Origin of the sequence: Thiothrix sp., from assembly GCF_028714775.1 — a bacterium.
Classification (GTDB): Bacteria; Pseudomonadota; Gammaproteobacteria; order Thiotrichales; family Thiotrichaceae; genus Thiothrix.
Genome location: NZ_JAQTLS010000011.1, coordinates 90,538 through 111,665, shown reverse-complemented (window position 1 = coordinate 111,665; position 21,128 = coordinate 90,538). Strand labels below are relative to the sequence as shown.

At 51.1% G+C, this 21,128-nt stretch carries 23 protein-coding genes; 13 read left to right on the top strand and 10 right to left on the bottom strand.

What is annotated here, in order from left to right; all coding sequences use genetic code 11:
* Nucleotides 1-98 precede the first annotated feature (98 nt).
* From PHE17_RS12115 to PHE17_RS12090, 6 genes are all read left to right on the top strand, one after another.
* Entirely contained in the window at nucleotides 99-989 is an 891-nt protein-coding gene (locus tag PHE17_RS12115; protein ID WP_301016122.1) for a formylglycine-generating enzyme family protein, read from the top strand.
* Nucleotides 990-999: 10 nt separating this feature from the next.
* A complete protein-coding gene (locus tag PHE17_RS12110) occupies nucleotides 1,000-1,491 on the top strand; it encodes a hypothetical protein (protein ID WP_301016121.1) in 492 nt (163 codons plus the stop codon).
* Between the two features lie 107 nt (nucleotides 1,492-1,598).
* Complete coding sequence (locus PHE17_RS12105; RefSeq protein ID WP_301016120.1) at nucleotides 1,599-1,931, top strand: type II toxin-antitoxin system prevent-host-death family antitoxin; 333 nt, start codon at nucleotides 1,599-1,601, stop codon at nucleotides 1,929-1,931.
* Nucleotides 1,928-2,428, top strand: coding sequence for a DUF3368 domain-containing protein (locus PHE17_RS12100; protein WP_301016119.1), 501 nt, complete (start codon nucleotides 1,928-1,930; stop codon nucleotides 2,426-2,428). Before PHE17_RS12105 ends, PHE17_RS12100 begins: the two co-directional genes overlap by 4 nt.
* A 367-nt stretch (nucleotides 2,429-2,795) precedes the next feature.
* Complete coding sequence (locus PHE17_RS12095; RefSeq protein WP_301016118.1) at nucleotides 2,796-4,307, top strand: hypothetical protein; 1,512 nt, start codon at nucleotides 2,796-2,798, stop codon at nucleotides 4,305-4,307.
* 2 nt (nucleotides 4,308-4,309) lie between these two features.
* On the top strand, nucleotides 4,310-4,522 hold the full coding sequence (locus PHE17_RS12090; protein ID WP_301016117.1) for a hypothetical protein: 213 nt from the start codon (nucleotides 4,310-4,312) through the stop codon (nucleotides 4,520-4,522).
* A gap of 81 nt (nucleotides 4,523-4,603) precedes the next feature.
* On the opposite strand, the gene PHE17_RS12085 is transcribed toward PHE17_RS12090, so the two are convergent.
* The 3 genes from PHE17_RS12085 to PHE17_RS12075 all read right to left on the bottom strand — a co-directional run bounded on the left by PHE17_RS12085 (nucleotide 4,604) and on the right by PHE17_RS12075 (nucleotide 9,177).
* Nucleotides 4,604-6,847 carry a VWA domain-containing protein gene (locus PHE17_RS12085; RefSeq protein ID WP_301016116.1) on the bottom strand — a complete coding sequence of 748 codons (2,244 nt, stop codon included), beginning with the start codon at nucleotides 6,845-6,847 and terminating at the stop codon, nucleotides 4,604-4,606.
* A 5-nt stretch (nucleotides 6,848-6,852) separates the two neighbouring features.
* On the bottom strand, nucleotides 6,853-7,656 hold the full coding sequence (locus PHE17_RS12080) for a CbbQ/NirQ/NorQ/GpvN family protein (RefSeq protein WP_301016115.1): 804 nt from the start codon (nucleotides 7,654-7,656) through the stop codon (nucleotides 6,853-6,855).
* Nucleotides 7,657-7,797: 141 nt separating this feature from the next.
* On the bottom strand, nucleotides 7,798-9,177 hold the full coding sequence (locus PHE17_RS12075) for a ribulose-bisphosphate carboxylase (RefSeq protein ID WP_301016114.1): 1,380 nt from the start codon (nucleotides 9,175-9,177) through the stop codon (nucleotides 7,798-7,800).
* A gap of 163 nt (nucleotides 9,178-9,340) precedes the next feature.
* On the opposite strand from PHE17_RS12075, the gene PHE17_RS12070 reads away from it, so the two are divergent.
* Entirely contained in the window at nucleotides 9,341-10,261 is a 921-nt protein-coding gene (locus PHE17_RS12070) for a LysR family transcriptional regulator (RefSeq protein WP_301016113.1), read from the top strand.
* A gap of 4 nt (nucleotides 10,262-10,265) precedes the next feature.
* Here the strand turns inward: PHE17_RS12070 and PHE17_RS12065 are convergent, their stop codons facing one another.
* The 3 genes from PHE17_RS12065 to PHE17_RS12055 are packed head-to-tail and all read right to left on the bottom strand — an operon-like array spanning nucleotide 10,266 to nucleotide 12,374.
* The gene (locus tag PHE17_RS12065; protein WP_301016112.1) at nucleotides 10,266-11,063 is read right to left on the bottom strand and encodes an ankyrin repeat domain-containing protein; all 798 of its coding nucleotides are present in this window, start codon (nucleotides 11,061-11,063) and stop codon (nucleotides 10,266-10,268) included.
* Nucleotides 11,064-11,122: 59 nt separating this feature from the next.
* Nucleotides 11,123-11,542 carry a hypothetical protein gene (locus tag PHE17_RS12060; RefSeq protein WP_301016111.1) on the bottom strand — a complete coding sequence of 140 codons (420 nt, stop codon included), beginning with the start codon at nucleotides 11,540-11,542 and terminating at the stop codon, nucleotides 11,123-11,125.
* A 28-nt stretch (nucleotides 11,543-11,570) separates the two neighbouring features.
* The gene (locus tag PHE17_RS12055; RefSeq protein WP_301016110.1) at nucleotides 11,571-12,374 is read right to left on the bottom strand and encodes a hypothetical protein; all 804 of its coding nucleotides are present in this window, start codon (nucleotides 12,372-12,374) and stop codon (nucleotides 11,571-11,573) included.
* Between the two features lie 117 nt (nucleotides 12,375-12,491).
* Here PHE17_RS12055 and PHE17_RS12050 point away from each other — a divergent pair, with 117 nt between their 5' ends.
* A complete protein-coding gene (locus PHE17_RS12050; RefSeq protein ID WP_301016109.1) occupies nucleotides 12,492-13,184 on the top strand; it encodes a metal-dependent hydrolase in 693 nt (230 codons plus the stop codon).
* Between the two features lie 6 nt (nucleotides 13,185-13,190).
* Here PHE17_RS12050 and PHE17_RS12045 read toward each other — a convergent pair whose 3' ends face one another.
* Both PHE17_RS12045 and PHE17_RS12040 read right to left on the bottom strand, forming a co-directional pair.
* A complete protein-coding gene (locus tag PHE17_RS12045; RefSeq protein ID WP_301016108.1) occupies nucleotides 13,191-14,054 on the bottom strand; it encodes a hypothetical protein in 864 nt (287 codons plus the stop codon).
* 131 nt (nucleotides 14,055-14,185) lie between these two features.
* The gene (locus PHE17_RS12040) at nucleotides 14,186-15,184 is read right to left on the bottom strand and encodes a hypothetical protein (protein WP_301016107.1); all 999 of its coding nucleotides are present in this window, start codon (nucleotides 15,182-15,184) and stop codon (nucleotides 14,186-14,188) included.
* A 126-nt stretch (nucleotides 15,185-15,310) separates the two neighbouring features.
* Between PHE17_RS12040 and PHE17_RS12035 the strand changes: the two genes are divergently transcribed.
* The 4 genes from PHE17_RS12035 to PHE17_RS12020 all read left to right on the top strand — a co-directional run bounded on the left by PHE17_RS12035 (nucleotide 15,311) and on the right by PHE17_RS12020 (nucleotide 18,374).
* Complete coding sequence (locus PHE17_RS12035) at nucleotides 15,311-16,531, top strand: argininosuccinate synthase (protein WP_301016106.1); 1,221 nt, start codon at nucleotides 15,311-15,313, stop codon at nucleotides 16,529-16,531.
* A gap of 4 nt (nucleotides 16,532-16,535) precedes the next feature.
* The gene (locus tag PHE17_RS12030; protein WP_301016105.1) at nucleotides 16,536-16,739 is read left to right on the top strand and encodes a SlyX family protein; all 204 of its coding nucleotides are present in this window, start codon (nucleotides 16,536-16,538) and stop codon (nucleotides 16,737-16,739) included.
* Nucleotides 16,739-17,422 (top strand): class I SAM-dependent methyltransferase, encoded by a 684-nt coding sequence (locus PHE17_RS12025; protein ID WP_301016104.1) that lies wholly within the window; start codon nucleotides 16,739-16,741, stop codon nucleotides 17,420-17,422. Before PHE17_RS12030 ends, PHE17_RS12025 begins: the two co-directional genes overlap by 1 nt.
* 193 nt (nucleotides 17,423-17,615) lie before the next feature.
* Nucleotides 17,616-18,374 (top strand): metallophosphoesterase, encoded by a 759-nt coding sequence (locus PHE17_RS12020; protein WP_301016103.1) that lies wholly within the window; start codon nucleotides 17,616-17,618, stop codon nucleotides 18,372-18,374.
* On the opposite strand, the gene PHE17_RS12015 is transcribed toward PHE17_RS12020, so the two are convergent.
* Nucleotides 18,343-18,843 carry a Fe-S cluster assembly transcription factor gene (locus PHE17_RS12015; RefSeq protein WP_301016102.1) on the bottom strand — a complete coding sequence of 167 codons (501 nt, stop codon included), beginning with the start codon at nucleotides 18,841-18,843 and terminating at the stop codon, nucleotides 18,343-18,345. The genes PHE17_RS12020 and PHE17_RS12015 overlap by 32 nt on opposite strands.
* Before the next feature lie 94 nt (nucleotides 18,844-18,937).
* Nucleotides 18,938-19,324, bottom strand: a complete 387-nt coding sequence (locus tag PHE17_RS12010) for a DUF1249 domain-containing protein (protein ID WP_301016101.1) — start codon at nucleotides 19,322-19,324, stop codon at nucleotides 18,938-18,940.
* 123 nt (nucleotides 19,325-19,447) lie between these two features.
* On the opposite strand from PHE17_RS12010, the gene PHE17_RS12005 reads away from it, so the two are divergent.
* Nucleotides 19,448-21,085: an alpha-D-glucose phosphate-specific phosphoglucomutase gene (locus tag PHE17_RS12005; RefSeq protein WP_301016100.1), complete on the top strand. Its 1,638-nt coding sequence runs from the start codon at nucleotides 19,448-19,450 to the stop codon at nucleotides 21,083-21,085.
* Nucleotides 21,086-21,128 lie beyond the last annotated feature (43 nt).

Sequence of the window (21,128 nt, the reverse complement as noted above, 5' to 3'; positions counted from 1 at the left end):
GACCAAATATATAGCGCAAAATCAGGGTTTCTGTGTTGTCTTACGCCCTGATTTAGTGATAATGATATATTTCGCTTTATTAACGTGCGCTGATACAGATGGCAATACCAGAAAACTTCCCCCCCGATTCGCGCCTACCTTATGTTGATGAACTCAACGACCAACAAATCAAACAATTACAATCCGAAGCAGCGCAAAGCGTGGGAATGGTGACTTTCTGCCGCGATACCCTCAAATCCGGCGCACTTGCCCCTGAGCTTGCCATCATTCCCGCCGGACGTTTTGAAATGGGTTCCGACCCGACGGAATTCGGGCATCAGCGCGAAGAAGCCCCGCGCCACCTCACCAACGTTAGTCGCCCGTTTGCGCTGGGTGTTTACCCTGTCACTGCGGAAGAATTCGACCAGTTCCGCAAAGCCACCGAATGGTACTTGCGCCCCGAACTGATCTGGCACAGCGGGCGCTACCCGGTCATCAATGTGCGCATGGAAGACATCAAGCTCTACCTCGCGTGGCTCAGCGAACAAACCGGGCATACTTACCGCTTACCCACCGAAGCCGAATGGGAATACGCTGCCCGCGCTGGCACTGCCACACCGTTCTACCACGGCGAAGAAATAAGCTGCAAGGAAGTGCATTTCAACCCACTGTTCCCCTACAAAGAAGCGCGGGACAACCGCCGCTGGTACATACCGCGCTGCTTCCCTACCCCCAAGGCCAGCGAAACCGGCATCCGCACCCCCAACGCCTGGGGCTTGCACGATATGCATGGCAATGTCTGGGAATTCACCGGCAACCACTGGACACCTTCGCACCTCAACGCCAACCGCGACGGTAGCCCTTCCACGTCTGCCGATCCGCATTGGTATGTGACCAAAGGCGGTTCATGGTTTGACCCGGCAACGCTGGCGCGTAGTGCTGCCCGCAAAAAACGCTATTTGGATGAAATGGATACAAATTTAGGCTTCCGCGTATTGCGGGAATTGTGAGGAATTCAAGATGCGATTAAAGTACCAGCGCCGTTGGGCAGGTTTATTGTTTGCATTGGCACTGGCGGGCTGCGCCACACCTGCCACCAAAGCACTCGCCCCACAAGCCGCCGTTCCGCAAGAAGCTGGGGCGCAATACCATATCCCGAAAACCGACTGCGAAGTCCGTGATTGGTATAACTATCAGGTCGTTGCCATCCCTGCGATCAACAACCGCTGGGTTCAAGAAGGCATGAGCGCTGAAGAACGCGCCAAACACGCCTACGAGATACGCCACGAAGCACGGGTCAACGCCCGTTTCATGATGCCCGACCAATCCGAAGTCAAAGAACTGCGCGAACGCGACAAACAAAAATATGGCAGCCCGGATGGCCCCACTTTCGATTATCTGGTGAAGAAAGGGCTAACAGAAGGCGGCAAGGAAAATCAGGTTTACGAAGAAATCATCCAGAGTTCGAGCCGTACTGACACGACTTATAATGCGGCGTGCCAGAAACACTGAGCGGTTTTGTCGGGCGAGTGGAATCCGTTTTAACATTTCCAGATGTCCGTATACGGCATGGATGATATGCTACACTTTGTGTACATAACTGATTCGAGGAATACGCCATGCAAGCAGTCGAAGTATTCAGCGCCCGCGACTTGCGCAACCATTCCGGTGATTTACTGCGGCAAGCCGAACTTGGAAACATGAGCGTTATCACCAAACACGGCAAGCCCTCCTTCCTGACCATTCCATTTGATGAAAACTTGTTGCGGTACGGTGTGCAACGCACCTTGGCGCTGCTTTTCGTGCAAACCCGACAAATGACGCTCGCACAAGCTGCCCGTTTCGCTGGGCTGGATTTAGAAGCATTTATCGACTTGCTAGGTAAAATTGGCATTGATGCGGTGGATTATCCGGCGGATGAGGTGGATGCCGAATTGGAGCACGTGCTTTGAGTGGCATCGTCATTGCGGATGCCAGCCCATTGATTGGACTAGCCAAAATCGGGCAATTGCCGCTGTTGCCGCTGTTGTATAAAGAAATTTGGATTCCGCCCGCTGTTCATGCTGAATTAAAACCTGACGCCAAGCGTCCAGGCAGTGAGAAGTTGAAACAGGCATTGGAAGCCGGATGGTTGCGTGTTGCCGCCGTTGAACAGTTTTCTGCTGAGGTTTATGGGGAACTGAGCCAAACACTTGATCCCGGAGAATCTGAGGCAATTGCATTGGCTGAAGCCCTAAACGCCCGTTTTTTGCTGATTGATGAACGCCGAGGGCGGGATATGGCAGCACGTAGGGGCATCCCAATTGCGGGTATTGGCGCGGTACTGCTGGCAGCTAAGCGGCACGGTCATATTACCAATATCACTACCGAACTAAATGCCTTACAGAAAGTTGGGTATCGTTTATCCGCAACTCTAGTACAAAAGTTGGTTAAGTTGGCAGAGGAGTGAAGGCAGAATGCACTTGAATACACCCATATCAGCTCGCTGTGTTACCATTCGTTGAAGGGATGGGCAAGTTTTCAGGGAGGCACGTTTATCTGCACGGTCATGAGCCAATATGTCTACTTTCTAATACCACACTGCTTTCTACTCCACGCAGGGTGCTGTCTAAACAAAAATAGATCAGCAACTTCCATCCAAGCTTTTCAAATAAATTATAGACATTTTGTTGATTTTGTGATAGCCTAAAGGTATTAATATTTGGACTTGAAGTTTAACTATTTTACTTATGATATCGCTATTTAAAAACCCAATTAATTCCGAGAGCTTAAACAACTTTCAGGTAAGGAAAATATGGGATAACAAGAAGTTCGTATTGCGATTTTCTTTTGCAATATTTACATCTCTATTAATTATAATAGGTGCGGAATTATCTAGTCCAAACTATAGCGCAACCACACTAATCACAGAAAAGCTAGTAGAGAATTCTGAAACATTAAAATTAGTCATAAAAAACAACTGGCTGGAAAATATTTTTATTGAAGGCTTTGACTCAAACAAAGCACTCCCCATATATTCTGGAGATCCATTAAAACTATTTATATTTCTTTGTCTAATTATTTTTACATCGCTACACTTCTTAAGCAACGATCCACTTAGCAATGGCGAATTACTGAGAAACATTGTAAATAAAGAAAAAAACTGTCACCTTCCAGTCATATATAAATTAATGGATGAGGTACATTATTACGCAAGACACTTGCCATCTAACAAACTACCCAATATATGCGAAAAATGTATCACAGAAGAATGTGGAAATCGATTATTAATAAACGACGACAACAAATCTTACAGATGGAACTCTATATTTGCCGAATTACCTGCCAGCAAAATAAATGATCTTTTGTGGTTTACATATAAATGCAGGTACATATTCCTTTTACGCTACAGTGTATGGATTTCGGCCACTGCACTTATCCCAATATACATGATTGCACGATTACTAGAATGGAAGCTAAATAAAAACGTTGACACCAACGAATCATTAATGCTTTACATTTTATTATTAATGGGAACTGGGATTATAATAGGACTATTCAACTCTGCCAATGACGAAAACAATAGGGGAATATGGGGACAATTTTCTGAAAACATTAATAATCTTTTTGAATCAACTGAATTCAAGAAAGTTTATATTTCAAATGTCTGCAAACATGATGAGGAAGACAATGCTTTTACGAAGAAAAACTCTGACATTAGAACACCAAGCAATGAAATACAACGACTTATAACAATAATGGATTTTTTAGATAACATTGTCAAACAAAAAGTCAAACAAATTTTAACCTCCAATAAAATATTAGGAGATAGAAACTCACTAAGATCCATTTTAATGGCAATGATAGAAATGCTCCACGTTATAAATCAAGAAAAAATTCGCTTCAGATGCGCTTTGTTTGTAAAACGCCAAAGCCACCTTATCCCTTTGGTTGACATTCCTTTCGATGGACAGCCTTTTCTTACTTTAAAATCAAAAGAACATATTGAGAAAAAACTCTTAATAGATAAAGACAGTGTAGCATCTCGCGCCTGGAAAACAGAATCCATAATCAGTGCAGACAAGACAACCATCAATTACTTTCACAACAAACAAGAAAAATACTTAAAATCAATGATTGCCATTCCGCTACTAATAGACAATGACATTCAGAATTCAACGACAACCAATGATAGACATCTTGATAAAACCATAGGGATAATAACTATCGACTGTGACAATGACAACTATTTCAGCGACAAGAACCAAAGTGCAAACCTTATTGAAATAACTCCTTTTATCAATAGAATAATACTCGAAATGATATATTCTTTTGCATGGAAGAAATAAATATGAACAAGATAGATTTTATTGACATTTACAACACTGATTCAGCAACAGAAGAGTCATACGTGTTAATACTTAATGAATACAAGAAGATAGCAAAAGCTTGCTTTCATAAAGCGGAAGCATTGCTACCAGACATAAACTCAATAAAAGGGAAAAAAAATACTCAGTGGCAGTTTAGAGAAAGAGGTTCGCTTAAAATCAAAAATAGCACCTAGATCATCTTAGTCGACAAAGTATCGCCCATAAAAACCAATAAAAAAACAAGGTCGTTTGTTAATCAAATGAAACAGCTTAGCTTACCCCGTCAACGTAACAAACACCTGCGTCATCCTTTCCGGTAAGCGCTGCACATTATCCACCACCGTGACTCGCTTGCCGAAAATATCCCGCACGTATTCATCCGCTCGCGGATCAAGGCTAATGCAATAACTGTAAATGCCTTTCTGGTCGAGTTCCTTCACCGCTTGCCGCGCATCTTGCGTCAATAATTGCGGATCATCCACGTCAATATCAGACGGCTCGCCATCCGTTAAAATCAGCAGCAGTTTTTTATCAGCTTGCTGGTGTTCAAGATAATGCGCTGCATGACGCATTGCCGCGCCCATACGGGTGGAATAGCCTGCGTCCATCGCCGCTAGCCGCCCTTTTACCGCATCACCCCAATGTTCCTTGAAACCCTTGATGTGCTGGTAACGCACTTCGTGGCGCGTATTGGACGCAAATCCCGCAATCGCAAACGGGTCGCCCAGCGCCTCAATCGCATACGCCAGCAGCGACACCGCTTCTTGGCTCAATTCCAGAATGCTTTGCGTTGCGCCTTCCGGCACTTCGCTGATCGAAGCCGACAAATCCAGCAGCAACATGACCGCGATATTACGCCCGTCATGCTTGTGGCTCATATTGATGCGCGGGTCAGGGTTCGCCCCACCCTTGAAATCAATCAGTGAACGGATCGCCACATCAAGGTCAAGCTCACTGCCCTCCTCCTGATAACGCACCCGCGTATAATTTTGCGGCTTGAGCAAATCCACGATCTGCTTCAAACGCTTCGCCAGTGCCGCGTGTTTCTGTAACAGCGCATCAATCACCGCCGGATTGCCCATCGGATGCAGGCTTTCATACACGCTCGTCCAATCCGGGCGATAGGTCTGGGTGCTGTAATCCCATTCCGGGTAATGGCGCGGCGGCAAACCGGATTGCTCGTTCTGCTGTGCGGTTTGTTTGTGTTCGTCGAAGAATTCTTCGTCGTCGCTTTCCTCGATGTACTGCCACAAATGGCGGTTATCATCGCGGTAAGGGATCGCGGTATTGGTGAAATACACGTTCGGTAACTGGTCGGATTGCAGGCGCGTTTTCGCCACAAACGAAATCGCCAATTGCACCATGTCCGCCGTGGTCGCGTTGCCTTCCGCCATTTTCGTGTGGAAACGCTGCGCAAATTCGTTCACCTGCGGATGCTGGTAGCCATGTGCCGGGTTCAAAATCGCCCACGACAACATTGCCAAACGGTGACGGAAGCACGATTCCACCTGCGCTTGGCATTCAGTTTCCGAAGGAACGGGGTGCAATGCGGTGAAAATGCGCCGTAAACCGGGGTATTCCTGCATCGCCAGCCATTCCACCCGGCTGTCTTCCATGCGTTCAATCGCCATGCGCTGCTGCGGGCTGAAATTATCCGCCACCACGCGGCCTGACCACCGCCGATGCGCCGCCATGTGCGCCAACACCGCGCGATAACGGTCAATCCCCGCCACGCCGTGTGCATCGTCAAACACATCGGGAATGCGCATCCCGAACTCGTCAAAATACGGTTGTTGTTCACGCACATCGCGGAAATCCACCGAATACGGCACGAGATACTCGGTATTTTCCCAGCAGGCTTTCAAATACAGATTCAGCTTGCGCTCGTGGTGGGTGAATAGCGTGCCGTGGCGTTCGTGCTGCAACATCGCCTTGCTGTCGGCAGATTCCAACGCGAAATATTCTTCCTGCCGCTGCGGGTGCTTGCCGTAGTTACGGATGCCGTATTCGATCCAGTTCTTCAAGCCACCCAAGGCTAGCTGGCTCATCAAATAAGGCATTTGCTCCAGCAATTTCGGCAAACCGGGGCTGGGAATGGTGGTGTGGAAACCGTGGATCGAGCCGGTAGTGCGCTCCATCATGTCGAACACGATGGTGATGTAATTTGCCACCAATTCAGCACTACCAAAACGGCGGCTGGCTTCCGGCAAGGCTTGCAGAAACGCAGGGATGGAACGCCCGTTCGGGGTACGCGACATTTTCCACACCGCTTGGCTGACTTGCGTGAGCAAACCTTCGCCGAGGCGATGCGCCAATACCGGCATTTCTTCCAGATAGGTCAGCACGGGGTCGAAACCGCGCCCGATTTTGCACACCAACGACGCACCGTCGAGGTAATCCTTGATGCCTTGCTCACTCAACAGGGCGATGGCGTCCTGCATACAAGCGGCGAAGGCTTCATCAAGCTGCTTGAAATTGCAACTGAGTTGGGCGCGGTAACGGGCGATGGTGGCTTCCATACTGCTTACCCGAAGATCGCGTCAATCGTATGGTTCAAGGTGCTGCGGATGTCCGCATCATCGGTAATCGGGCTAACCAATGCCATGCGGCAAGCGTCAACCGTGTCAATGCCGCCTTTGATCAAGCTGGCAGCGTACACCAGCAAACGGGTGGAAATGCCTTCGTCCAGCCCATGCCCTTTCAGGTTACGTGCGGTGTGTGCAATCTTCACCAGCTTGTCCGCCAGTGCTGCATCAATACCGGCTTCTTGCTGCAAGATGCTGGATTCGGTTTCGGCAGTGGGGTAATCAAAATCGAAGGCCACGAAGCGTTGCTTGGTGGATTGCTTGAGGTCTTTCATCAAGCTCTGATAACCGGGATTGTAAGAAATCACCAGTTGGAAATCGGGGTGTGCCTGCACCAATTCGCCTTTTTTATCCAAAGGTAAGGTGCGGCGGTGGTCGGTAAGCGGGTGGATGACTACAGTCGTGTCTTGCCGCGCTTCGACAATTTCATCGAGGTAACAAATCGCACCGATACGTGCGGCGGTAGTCAGTGGGCCATCGAGCCAGCGCGTGCCATTGGCTTCCAGCAGGTAACGGCCTACGAGGTCGGAAGCGGTCATGTCTTCGTTGCACGCCACAGTGATCAGCGGCTTGCCGAGCTTCCACGCCATGTGTTCGACGAAACGCGATTTGCCACAACCTGTCGGGCCTTTCACCATCACCGGCAGGCGGGCGTTGTAGGCTGCTTGGTACAGTTCCACTTCGCGCCCGGTGGCTTGGTAGAACGGCTCTTGCTGGATGAGGTATTGGTTCGTGTCGGTCATGGCTTTTCCTACCAAAGAACTCTGTTTTTCATTGCTTAAAAAGCCGCATCAACGCGCTAGGCAGAAGTGCGGCTTTGTATTTTCCCGTCGGCCTCCCTAGAACAGGGAGGCTTCCGGTTTCTAACTTATGGTACTTGCGGCTTACTTGTGAACGCCCAACTTTTCGCGCCAGCCTGGGAACAGCTTGTCAGCATCGCCAGGGAATGACTCAAACGCGCGAGCAAATTCTTTGTGCTCTTTCGCGAATTCGATTGGGTCAGCACCGGATTTCCAGCACTCATAAGATTGACGCAGGGAGATTGCGCCAGCCGCTGGGCTGTCGATGTGACCGTAAGAACCACCACCGGAAGTGTTGATAACGTTACCGTGACCCAGGTTCGCAAAGAAGCCCGGCAGACGCAGTGCGTTCATACCACCAGAGATGATTGGGGTGGTTGGCTTCATGCCGTACCATTTTTGGAAGTAGACTGGCCCTTGGCACTCGTCACGTTCGATCATGTACGCGATGATTTTGTCATCAGCGCCACCTTCCATTTTGCCGTAGCCCATTGTGCCTACGTGGATACCGGAAGCACCTTGCAGACGGGACATTTTCGCCAGAACAAACGCAGTATAACCACGCTTGGAAGATGGGGAAGTGATCGCACCGTGACCAGCACGATGGTAGTGCAGGTACTGGTTAGGGTACTGGCGACGTGCAGTCGTGATCATGCCAGGGCCACCAACGTAACCGTCAACCAAGAACGCTACTTTGTCCGCATCCGGGCCAAACGCTTCGAGGATGAAGTCAGCACGGGCGCACATTTCGTAATGGTCGTCAGCGGTGATGTTCGCGGAGAACAGTTTCGCTTGCCCAGTTTCGTCTTGCGCACGCTTCATGGCGTCATAAACGAGTGGGATAACTTTCTTCGCAGGGCAGAAAACTTGGTTGCCTTGTGGTTCATCGTTCTTGATGAAGTCACCACCGAGCCAGAATTGGTAAGCCGCGTGAGCAAATGGCTCAGGACGCAGACCCAGCTTAGGCTTGATGATCGTGCCCGCGATGTAACCACCGTTTTTAACATCACGACCCAGAATACGCCACAGGTCAGAAATGTCTTTCGCCGGGCCATCGAACAACTGGATAGCGCGTGGCGGCATGTAGAAGTCGATCATCTGTGCGTGTTCGATGTCGCCCATGCCTTGGTTGTTACCGATAACCAGTGTCAGGAAAGACACCAGCATCATGCGACCATCGGTGATGTTACGGTCAAACAGGTCAAGCGGATAAGCGATACGCATGTCTTCAGTCGCTTCGTCGATGTGGTACACCAGCGCGTCAACGCCTTTGGTGAAATCATCGGTAGTGCAAACTTCAACGTTAGTACCAGTAGAAGATTCTGCTGCCAAATGCGCAGCCGCTTCCAGATAGCCATAGCCAGTTTTCGGCTTCATTTTGTAGGCAACCAGAATGTGCCCACCACCTGCGATCAGGTCTTCTTCTTTCAGACTAAGATCAGCGTAACGTCCAGATTGGTCCATGACTCTCTCCTCAATGGGTAAATAACCGTGCGATATTTGCGATGGGGTGGATTATAAGTCAACACTAAGATAAGTAAAACTCATTTGTTCTGATTTAAACATAACGAATCATTATGGTTTGTGCTATGTTTTACGTACAAAACATTATGGTTGTTTAGCGCACATGCACATCTCACTACGCCAAATCCACATTTTCCAAACCGTGGCACACACGGAAAACTTCACCCGTGCGGCAGAGCTGCTGCACATGACCCAACCGGCGATTTCCATGCAGGTAAAACAACTGGAAGATAACACCGGGCTAGCCCTGTTTGAGCGCCAAGGCAAACGCATCGTCATGACCGTGGCGGGGCGGGCGATGCACACTTACACCTGCGAAATTCTTGCGCAATATCAGGGCATGGTGGAAACGCTGGAAGAGCTAAAAAACGTGCATCAGGGCTACATCCGGGTATCCGCTGCCACCACGTCCATTTACTTCATCACCCGAATGCTAGCGGGCTTTTCCAAACTGCATGGCGGGATTACGGTTTCGCTGAACATCACTAACCGCAAACGGCTGGTAGAGCAATTGCAGAATTACGAAGCGGACTTGGTAGTGATGGGCGAACCGCCTGCCAACCTTGACCTGCATTCCCAGCGCTTGATGTGCAACCCGCTGGTGTTGATTGCCCCTGCCGACCATCCGCTGGCTGGCAAAAAAGACATCCCCATCGCCAACGTCGCCAATGAAAAATTTGTCGTGCGCGAACCGGGGTCAGGGACACGCGCCGCGATTGAACGCTTCTTCGCCGAACACGGGCACACGTTTTCCAGTACCTTGGAAATGGGCAGCAATGAATCCATCAAACATTCGGTCATCGCCGGGTTAGGATTAGGCGTGGTATCGCTGCACAGTATCCGCTTGGAACTGCAAGCCCACGTACTGGTACTGCTGGATGTGGAAGGCTTCCCCCTGCAACGCCATTGGCACATCGTTACCCGCGAAGGCAAATCGCTCTCCCCGGCGGCACAAGCGTTCAAGGAATACGTGATTACCGAAGCCGCGCGTTACGCACAGGACTACCAACAACTGTTACTGTAGTCACCTACTGCTGCTGGGAGCATTCCGCATAGGTTTTCGCCCCCGCCTTGCGCAAAGCGGCAACAATCTCGGGTTTGGCTTTTTTGATAGCGTAATCCAATAGCGTTGACCCCATGCACTCATCCATCATTTCATCAATCTGCACCCGTGCGCCGTGCTTGATTAGGATGTTGAGCGACTCAAGGTCATTGCTGTTGATGGCGGAAAGGATGGGAAGCTGGTTGAATTCATACAACTCGCCAGTACTGTTGGCATCGCCGCCATGTTCCAGCAGGTATTCGAGCATTTTCGGCTTACCCACAAACATCGCAATCGGACTCCAACCCCCGTTGAAGGTCGCATTCGGGTCTTGTCCCAAGCCGATGAAAAACTTAATCAGGTCTTCGCGCCCGTTGCTCATGGCGACAAACAGCATCTTGCCGTCGTTGCCCTGCATCCCTTCGTAATCAAGGTCTGCCCCGGCTGCCAGCAATTGTTGGGTGCGGGAAAGCTTGCCTTTTTGCACCGCTGCGATCATTTCCCCGCCGAGATCATCGGGGATCAAACTCAAATCGCCATCATTGACGCCGACATCCGTACCGAAACAGGTCAGCAAATCCTTGGCGCGGGCGAGGGTTTCAGCCTGCGCCACCTCTTCACGCACGCTGCTGCACCATTTCTGCTGCCCTTCAAGGTCATCACTCCAACGTACCCCGGAAAACTCACACTTGGCGGCTTGCGCCGTTTGGTTTTGGCTTACGGCTTTGGTGGCGTAGGCATCGCAGAAACTGATGTCAGGTGCATAAATAGAAGGTGAAGCCATCGCCCCCTCTATCGGAAACAAAATTAATAAACTCACATAGACCCTGCGAAATATACCATTCACGCCTTTTTTCCCTCTGTTTTGACAAAGAAGACGCCTAATACGAGGTTAACAAGCCCTTGGACTGACGACAGCCACAACGTGGAGTCTTTCAAATTAGCTCCCTCAACCAATTCGTAGTAAACGATACTCACCACCACCAATACCAAATAGAAGGTGGAGAGCCAGAAAGTCAGCCAGTAAATAAATGAATCCACTTTTTGCCCAACTTGCTGCTCCTTCTGCGCATCCGCCACCATCACCCCAACCATAAGCAAGGCATTGGGGGCAAGCAAAGGCACGCACCACTCCCATGTCGCCCTAGTGCCTTCACCATCACCGAAGCTCTGCACGAACAGCAAAAGAAAAATGCCTGCTGCCCACGAAAGCCACAATATGACCAAATTTTTCTTACAACGGGTAAAATCCAATTTTTTCATCGTTGACCACCTGCAATATCCGTATCACTTACTTAAAAATGCCTGCTTTCTCGATGTGCCTCTTAGCACTGACCAAACCCGGCAATTTAAGTTTGGGTTTACCCTTGTTTGATTTCTTCTCAAACTCATAGACCAACGCAGTACAGAAGTTTTTCTTGTTGGTAAATGGGGCGCTACCAATGGAATCTGGCAAAGAATCCCAACCAGAAGACAGCCACGCTTGCGCCTCTTCCTCCGTCAATTGCTTACCTGAATCTTGTTGAACAGGGTTGGCAGTGAACACAAAAGCAATCACCCGATAGCGGCCTGCTTCCATGTGCAGTAAGACTTTGAGGACATTGCCAACAGAGAAATCTGAACCCAGTAAAGAAAGTTCACCACTAGGCCAGCGGTCTGGCTGCTTTGGCGACCCATCCTTGTTAATGGCTTCAACACGAGTCACGAGCACAAATCCCGGCATTTCCTTTTCTGGAAGTTGGTAATACTGCTTTTCCTCATAACCCGCTTGATCCAGTGCTTTGCTAATAATCCCATCCGCATCAGCGAGCGTGTGGGGTCGCCTACTCAGATTTGCCAATGGGACAGCATAAGTGCTGGATGCTTTTGGTGGAGGCCATTGAAATACCCGCACTTCCTCACCCGTAATCGCCTTGGGTATCACTGCGCGGGGCGGGGCAGGTTTCGGAGGCTGAGGTTTTGGCGGGGCTGGCACGGGTGCTGTTGGTGTTTCAGCCGTCTGCTGCACGGGATGCCCGACTACACACCCATTCAACAACAACAATATCGCGCACATTGACATAAACGTGGTTGCAAGAATCTTTATTTTTGGCATGATCGCACTCCCTGCTAGAAAATCAGTTTAGCTTTTCACTAGTAGCATAGGACATTGCCGGGCGCTTGCCAGCAACATAGCCGTATAGGCATAACAAAAAAACAGACAGAGGGATTGATGGCAAATTTTAACACACATATTACCGTGGCGGCTGCGGGGGCTGGGTTACTTTCCGTGCTGTGCCTGCAAGTCGGGTTGGTCGCGCCCCGCGAAGCCTTGGTGCTGGCATTGATGGGAACCATCGGCGGTATCTTGCCGGATGTGGATTTGGAACACGCTTACCCCAGCCGCATCATGTTTTCTTTATTCGGCATATTGGCAGCGTTTTTGGCGATTTTCTCCGTTGAAAAGCCGTTGGCGATTGTGGAACTGTGGGGAATCGGGCTGACCGTGTTTGCTGTCGTGCGCTGGCCGATATGGATCATATTCAACCAATACACCCACCACCGGGGTTCCATCCACTCCGTCGTAGCAGCCTTACTGTTTACCTGTTTCGCGGTGATGTTCAGCCATCACATTATGGGTAAAAACCCCTTTGTAGCTTGGCTGAATGGCTTGTTTATCTTCCTCGGCTTCATCCTGCATCTAGTGCTGGATGAGCTTTTCAGCGTTGATTTCATGAACAGCAAAATCAAACGCTCATTCGGCACGGCCCTGAAAGTGCTGGACACCAAAAACCCTGCCAAGGCAACCGCACTGGTATGCCTTGTCATCGTTGTCTGGGCGTTAACCCCAACATCCAAAGCGTTTTGGGACACGCTCATGAGCAAGGAAACCTATCACATCATCCATGCCCGCATGTTCCCGTGAACGGCATCAGAACGGCATGAACGATTTGAACATTTTGGTGAACGGGCTGACCGCAGAAGCGGCTTCGCCCATCGGCGCGGCAGCTTGCGCCAATGTGCCGACCTTCTGGTTCATCTGTGCAACATTGCCGCTCATGTAGGCCACATTATTGTTCATGTAGTACATGGATTCGTTCATGGTCTGGATGTTTTGCGTCATGACTTGGGTATCGCCCGCCATCGTACCCATGTGGGTATTCATGGTGTTGATGTTCCCCGACATTGCCGTCATTGAGCCTTGCATACTGGTCAGCACGTACAGCATGTAGCCACCCGCCGCCATCCCCGTCAGCGCAAGCGGAACCAGCCACAGGCGTTTTTTCTGCGTGGTTCCCTGCAATAGGTGGTGGTGTTGCGCCAACGCCTGCATTTTCAATTCAAGCTGGTGTTCGCGCTCGTTGAATTCATGGTGCAAGCGTTTGAAAGCGTATTCCAGCCGCTCAGCAACCCCATCTGTATGCAGGTTATCGCGCTTAGCAGGTGGACGCATCGGGGAAACCTTCACCACTTTGGTAACATTCTGCTCAGCAGACTTTCCCCATGATGGCAATAAACGCCCCAATAAACTGGGCGCAACAGGAACCAGTGCGGTCTGTTTACTGCCCGCTTTGCTGGATTTAGCGGTTTTAGCGCGGCTTTTACGGCTGGGTTTCAGGGCAATTTCCTGCTGTTTCACGACCCGCAAAGATTTGCTGCTGCCCTCCACCTGTGCGCTGGGCGCTACCGGAATGGCATTGCCAAACACGTCAAGCCCTACGGTCAAGGTTGCCGCTTGCTTGGTTTTGGTTTGGGATGGTTTGCGCTTAAATAGTGTCAGACTGGCTTTCATCATTATTTTTCCCCTCGGCCCCCTGTGGTATCTGGCGGATTGTGGCTCATCCGCAACAAGAGTCCAGTATATAAGGGAAAACTTATATTAACAAGCACAAAAAATGATAACTTTTATCCTTTCTCGTCAGTAGCTTAGCAGCGTAAACGTGCCAGTTGCGCAGCAATCTCAACTGCCCCAATACCCTCCAATGCCGCAAGGTCTGGCAGGGTAAATACGCCGCAGATTTCATGCCAAGCCATACCTTGCGCCCATGCTGGCAGCGCCACCAAGCCCTGCCCTTGGCGTGGCACAATGTAGCAAGCATCCGCCCGATACAGCAGGTTGTAGGGCTGATTGGCTGCGTGCAATGCCTCAATCATTTGCCAACTTTTTTGCGCCGAAGCCGTGCGCAAACAATCCAGCGGATAAGCTTCCAGCCCACCATTGTGCTGCCAGCGCGGCAGTTCCAACGGCAACGGTGTTTCCCGCATGAACCCCTGAAAATGCAACTGGTTGACGGAGGCGTAAGCACCCAAACTGTTGAACGCCATCCCCAACCCCGGCAGGCTATGACTTTGTTCCGCCACCAAAGCCAGCATCCGCACATGGTGTTCGCGGGTCAGGAATTGCTGCAAACACTGCTGCGGTTCCGGCACGACCAACAAATGCCACGGCGCAAACGGAAACTTGTTGTACAGTACCCGCAGTTGCCCACCCGACCATGCGCCTTCCCACAAAATTTCCGGGCGCAAGAACGGCTTGTTGAAATGGAATTTGCTGGGGTCGAAGGGTTGCTGGATTTCCCGGAAAACGTCGCTGGAAACCCGCGCCGGACGCAAGGAACGCAAGGGGTTCAGCACCCGCTCCCACGGTTCCTGCGGGCAATGTTCCCAGCAATCCAGCGCGTCGATCCCGCTAGCAAGTAGCGCGGCGAATACGTTGCGATCATCTTCCGGGCCATCCGGGTTATTTTCCCGCAACTGTGCAAAGGTTTGGGACAAGGGCGCGGATAGGCGGGCGAACAGTTCCCGATCCTGCATACTGTTTGCCAGCACCAGAATGAACGCGCCCAACCCAGTGGGGGTGAGCATATTTTCTAGGCCAGCGGCAAAGTCGGCTTTAAACGCATCAATATCGGCAGCAATGAACATGGCTCTATCGGGTCTTGAAATGGGTCAGAAATCATAGCCGATTACAAAATATCCCGCGCTACATTTATTTAGCCACGCGGCGGGCATATAATCCCCCGTTTCGATTTACCTACGGGAACACTCAACATGGCACAGTCAGTCAAGAAAGTCGTGCTGGCCTACTCAGGCGGGCTGGATACCTCCATCATCGTGCGGTGGCTGCAAGAAAATTATGGGTGCGAAATCGTCACCTTCACCGCTGACATCGGTCAGGGCGAAGAGGTCGAACCCGCACGCTCCAAAGCCCTCGCAATGGGCATCAAGCCGGAAGAAATCTTCATCGAAGACCTGCGCGAAGAATTCGTGCGCGACTACGTGTTCCCGATGTTCCGCGCCAACACCATCTACGAAGGCGAATACCTGCTGGGCACTTCCATCGCCCGCCCACTGATTGCCAAGCGTTTGATCGAAATCGCCAACGAAACTGGCGCAGACGCGATTTCCCACGGCGCGACTGGCAAAGGCAACGACCAAGTGCGCTTTGAACTCGGTGCTTACGCGCTGAAACCGGGCGTAAAAGTGATTGCCCCGTGGCGCGAATGGGACATGAATTCCCGCGCTGACCTGATGGCGTATGCTGAAAAGCACAACATCCCGGTCGATTTCAAAAAAGCAGGCAAGAAATCCCCGTACTCTATGGATGCCAACCTGCTGCACATTTCTTACGAAGGCGGCCCGCTGGAAGACCCATGGTTTGAAGCCGAAGAAGACATGTGGCGCTGGAGCGTTTCCCCGGAAACTGCCCCCGACAAACCGACTTACGTCGAGATCACCTTTGAAGGCGGTGACCCGGTAGCACTGGATGGCGAACGCCTTTCCGCTGCCACTATCCTCGAAACGCTGAACAAACAGGCAGGTGCAAACGGCATCGGTCGTCTGGACTTGGTGGAAAACCGTTACGTTGGCATGAAATCACGCGGCTGCTACGAAACTCCCGGCGGCACAATCCTGTTGCCTGCTCACCGTGCGATTGAATCCCTGACCCTCGACCGCGAAGTCGCGCATCTGAAAGACAGCCTGATGCCCAAGTACGCCGAACTGGTCTACAACGGCTACTGGTGGAGTCCTGAGCGCAAGATGATGCAGCAAATGATTGACGCCTCCCAAGCCTTCGTGAACGGCACGGTACGCATGAAACTGTACAAAGGTTCTGCAACCGTCGCAGGCCGCAAGTCTGACGACAGCTTGTTCGACGCGCGGATAGCCACCTTTGACGATGACGGCGGCGCATACAACCAAAAGGATGCGGAAGGCTTCATCAAGCTCAACGCCCTGCGGATGCGTATTGCTGCGGTCAAAGGCCGTTAATTCCGTGGAAGCACGACTGGAAAAACTGGAACTCCTGTTCATGGAACAGGAGCAGACCTTGGAAGCATTGAGCCATCAGGTTTACCTGCAACATCAGGAAATCCGCACGGCTTTGCTGGAAATTGAGCGTTTAAATGAAAAACTCAAGTCCCTTAGTCCCTCTGCGGTCGGCAGTCAGGCTGATGAAACCCCGCCACCGCATTACTGATGCCTGAGCGTTACCAGTTAGTACAAACCCCAGCACGGCTGGAACTCCACGATACCCAAGACCCGAAAATCGGCGCGGTTTACGTCGATTTCGTCGAAGGCAAAGCCCAACACCGTCGCCTATTTGGCGGCGGCAAAGGCCAGGACATTGCCAAAGCCATTGGCTTGCACAAGCGCAAAAACCCTCACGTCATTGATGCCACTGCCGGATTAGGGCGCGAATCATTCGTGCTCGCCACCCTCGGTTGCACCGTTACCTTGCTGGAACGCTCGCCTACCGTCCACGCATTACTGGCAGATGGACTTACCCGCGCCCGTGCCAGTGATGATTCTGAAATCAATGCCATCGTTGGACGCATGACCTTGCATCACAGTGATGCGTACACATGGCTACAAAACCTGCCTACCGACGCCCTTCCCGATGTCATTTACCTCGACCCGATGTTCCCGGAACGGCAAAAAACCGCACTAGTGCAAAAAGAAATGCGCTTTTTCCATGAAGTGGTCGGCGAAGACCCCGACAGTGACCGCTTGCTGGACATTGCCTGCCAACGCGCCAAATACCGCGTAGTGGTAAAACGTCCGCGCCATGCCCCCGAGCTTGCCGGTTGCAAACCTGCGTTTGTAATTGCGGGTAAAGCGGTGCGTTATGACGTGTACTTAGGCAAGGCAACTGCGCAATAAGACCAGTGTGACAAACACGATGCCGAACCACGCCATTGCTTTCAAAATGACCCTGTATAACTGACGTTTTTTATGCGTATCCATAGTCGCTGCAATCACACCTTTTGGCTGTACTTCGTTCATTGTGGAGGGGCGGTTTTTGTTATGATACACGAACACCACCGCAGACCGCATAACCCCGGTACATAATCACATGGCTTACACCCCATTCAAATTTTTCACCAAAAACCGTACCGGACGGGATTTTGTCGTGGGTGATATTCATGGTTCGTTTACGGCGTTGGAGTCGTTGCTACAGCAAATCCATTTTGCGCCTGCACACGACCGAGTATTTTCTGTTGGGGATTTGATCGACCGGGGAACGGAATCGTACCGCGCTATTGAGTTTCTCAATTACCCGTGGTTCCACGCCATCATGGGCAACCACGAACAAATGCTGCTGGATGCCAACCATGACGAGATCATGCGCGAAAGCTGGATAGACAATAACGGCGGGGCATGGTGGCAACGCATCCCACCCGCACTGCAAAGCCGCATTTACCAGATTATTGCGCAGTTACCCGTGGCGTTTGAGGTGGCAACCGCGAATGGGCAAATCGGTATCGTACACGCCGACATCCCCTACGCTACCTCGTGGAAGGACTTCATCCAAGCCCTGAACCGCGATTCCGATATTGTCGAATACGCGCTGTGGTCACGTAAGCGTTACAAAAATATCTGCATGACGGGCGGGAGTTCGCCAATAGAAGGCATTGATTTGGTGGTGTTTGGGCATACCCCGCTGACCCAGCCCCTGCATGTCGCCAATATGTACTACATCGACACTGGCGCACCTTTCCGCGACGAGGCTGGATTGGGGAAACTGACCCTGCTAGAAATACAGCCCCAGTTGGCTATTCACCAACTGGATACCCGTACCCTTACGCTGCTGCCATCCGCGCACTCAACATAGCCCGTGGCGGGAACATGGTGGCGATGCGGTTGGCAATCGTGTCTTGGCGATGGGAAACCTCACGGATTTCTGGACGCTGGATAAAGCTTGCCAAAGTCAGGTTATCCAGAAAATCGTACAGACGGGTGCTCAAGTCTTCCCACAACTGATGGGTCAAGCATTTCTCGCCGCCGTGGCAATCTTTATTACCCAAGCAACGGGTGACATCAATATTTTCGTCGACGGCCTTGATGATTTCGGCAATGCTGATCTGGCTGGCTGGACGCCCCAAACGGTAACCACCGCCCGGCCCACGCACACCTTCCACCAAACCGTCTTTACGTAATTTGGCAAACAATTGTTCCAAGTAAGACAGCGAAATCCCCTGACATTGGGAAATGTCTGCCAGTGTCACCGGCCCCAAAGGATCATGGATAGCCAGATCCATCATGGCAGTGACTGCGTACCGACCTTTGGTTGACAGTTTCATGAAAAAACTCCTTAAACAGTATAACTGCCTTTATTCCTACTAATTAAGTAGGCATTCTAGAGAAACCTAGCTATACAGTCAAGAATTATTGATGCTATGCAGTAAAGGAGTGGCCTTGGCGACGCAGGTAGGTTGTCCATTTGTACAAGAAGCGGTTCATGCGCCAGCGGCACAACAGCATGGTGTCCAATTCTTTGCCCCAATACCGCACTGGCTCATCCACCAAACGGCAACGGTGGCTGATCACCTCAGCCTGACGCGAATCATGGTAAACACGGATCAGCATGTCCGGGCGGCTATCCACCCGCTCCCCGGCCTCATCGAACAGGTAGGTCATCAGCAAGGTTGAGGTATGGCTGGCGTTTTCCACCATCCACAAAGCAACCGGAATACCGCCTGCAATGCGAGAGACCGTCTCTTCCGGCAGGGCACGTAAATTACCGCACAACAAGCGCAGTTGCAGGTAATTGATTTCATACATCTCCATCAATCCGGCAAAGGATTTTGCCCTCGGAGGGATTACAATAGGTTGTTCTTTAACTAACATAAATCCATAATGAGCGATCAGAAACCGATCCTAACAAGAAGCTAACAAGTGTGACTCATGACTATCCAAACCATTAAAACCACACCCTACAATGACCAGAAACCCGGTACATCCGGCTTGCGTAAAAGCGTCAAACAATTCAAGAAATCAGATTACCTGCAAAACTTTGTGCAGGCCATCTTTAATACACTGGAAGGCATCCAAGGCAGTACCCTGATTTTGGGCGGCGACGGGCGCTATTTTAACCGCGAAGCCATCCAAATCATATTGCGCATGGCAGCCGCTGCCGGTTTTGGGCGCGTTATCATTGGGCAAGGCGGCATCCTGTCGACCCCGGCAGCCTCCAACCTGATCCGCCAATACCAAGCGTTGGGTGGCATCATCCTCTCTGCTAGCCACAATGCAGGCGGCCCGGAAGGTGATTTCGGCATCAAATTCAACATTGCTAACGGTGGCCCCGCCCCGGAAAGCCTGACGGAAGCCATTTTCGCCGCGTCCCAACATATCCACGAATACCACATTGCCCCGATCAACCCTGTCCCGCTGGACAAACTGGGCGCTTACGAAATATCCGGGATGCAGGTCGAAGTGATTGATTCCGTCAGCGCTTATGAAGAGCTGATGGAAAGCCTTTTCGATTTCGACAAAATTGCCGCCCTACTCCAGTCCGGCAGCTTCAAGATGCGCTTTGACGCCATGCACGCCGTCACCGGGCCTTACGCCCACCGCATTTTGGAAGAACGCTTAGGCGCACCGGAAGGCACGGTCATTCATGGGCAACCATTGGCAGACTTCGGTGGCGGGCATCCTGATCCTAACCAAGCCCATGCCAAAGAATTGATGTCCTTGCTGTATGCCCGCAATGGTGACATTGATTTCGGCGCAGCCTCTGACGGTGATGGCGACCGCAACATGATCCTAGGCAAGCAATTCTTCGTCACGCCCAGCGATAGCCTTGCGGTATTGGCAGCCAATGCCACCGCAGCCCCCGGCTATCGTAATGGCATTGCAGGTATCGCCCGTTCCATGCCCACCAGCCAAGCCCCCGACCGGGTAGCAGTCAAGCTCGGCCTGCCTTACTTTGAAACCCCAACGGGCTGGAAATTTTTCGGCAATTTACTGGATGCGGGCAAAATCACCCTCTGCGGTGAAGAAAGCTTCGGCACAAGCTCGAATCATGTGCGTGAAAAAGACGGCCTCTGGGCGGTACTGTTCTGGCTGAACTTGCTGGCAGAAAAGCAGGATTCCGTCAGTAATATTGTGCGCAAGCATTGGGCAGAATACGGGCGTAACTATTACTCCCGCCACGATTACGAAGAAATTGACCTAAAAGCCGCCAATGAACTGGTAAATGCTTTGCTGGAACAACTGCCAAGCTTGTCCGGTAAAACTTTCGGCAAACTCTGTGTAGCTAACGCTGATAATTTTGCCTATACCGATCCGGTTGATGGTTCCGTCAGCAAAAACCAAGGCATCCGCATCTTGTTCACCGATGGTTCGCGCATCATCTTCCGCCTGTCAGGGACAGGTACGCAGGGTGCGACATTACGGGTTTATCTGGAAAAGTATGAAGCAGACCCCAGCAAGCATGACCAGGATGTGCAAGAGGCGCTGTCTGAACTGATTGCTATCGCCGAGCAGGTTGCGAAAATCGTGGCATTTACCGGACGCGAAGCCGCCGACGTTATTACCTGATACGGGAAAAAACGACAAAAGGGCGCAGATCATGCGCCCTTTT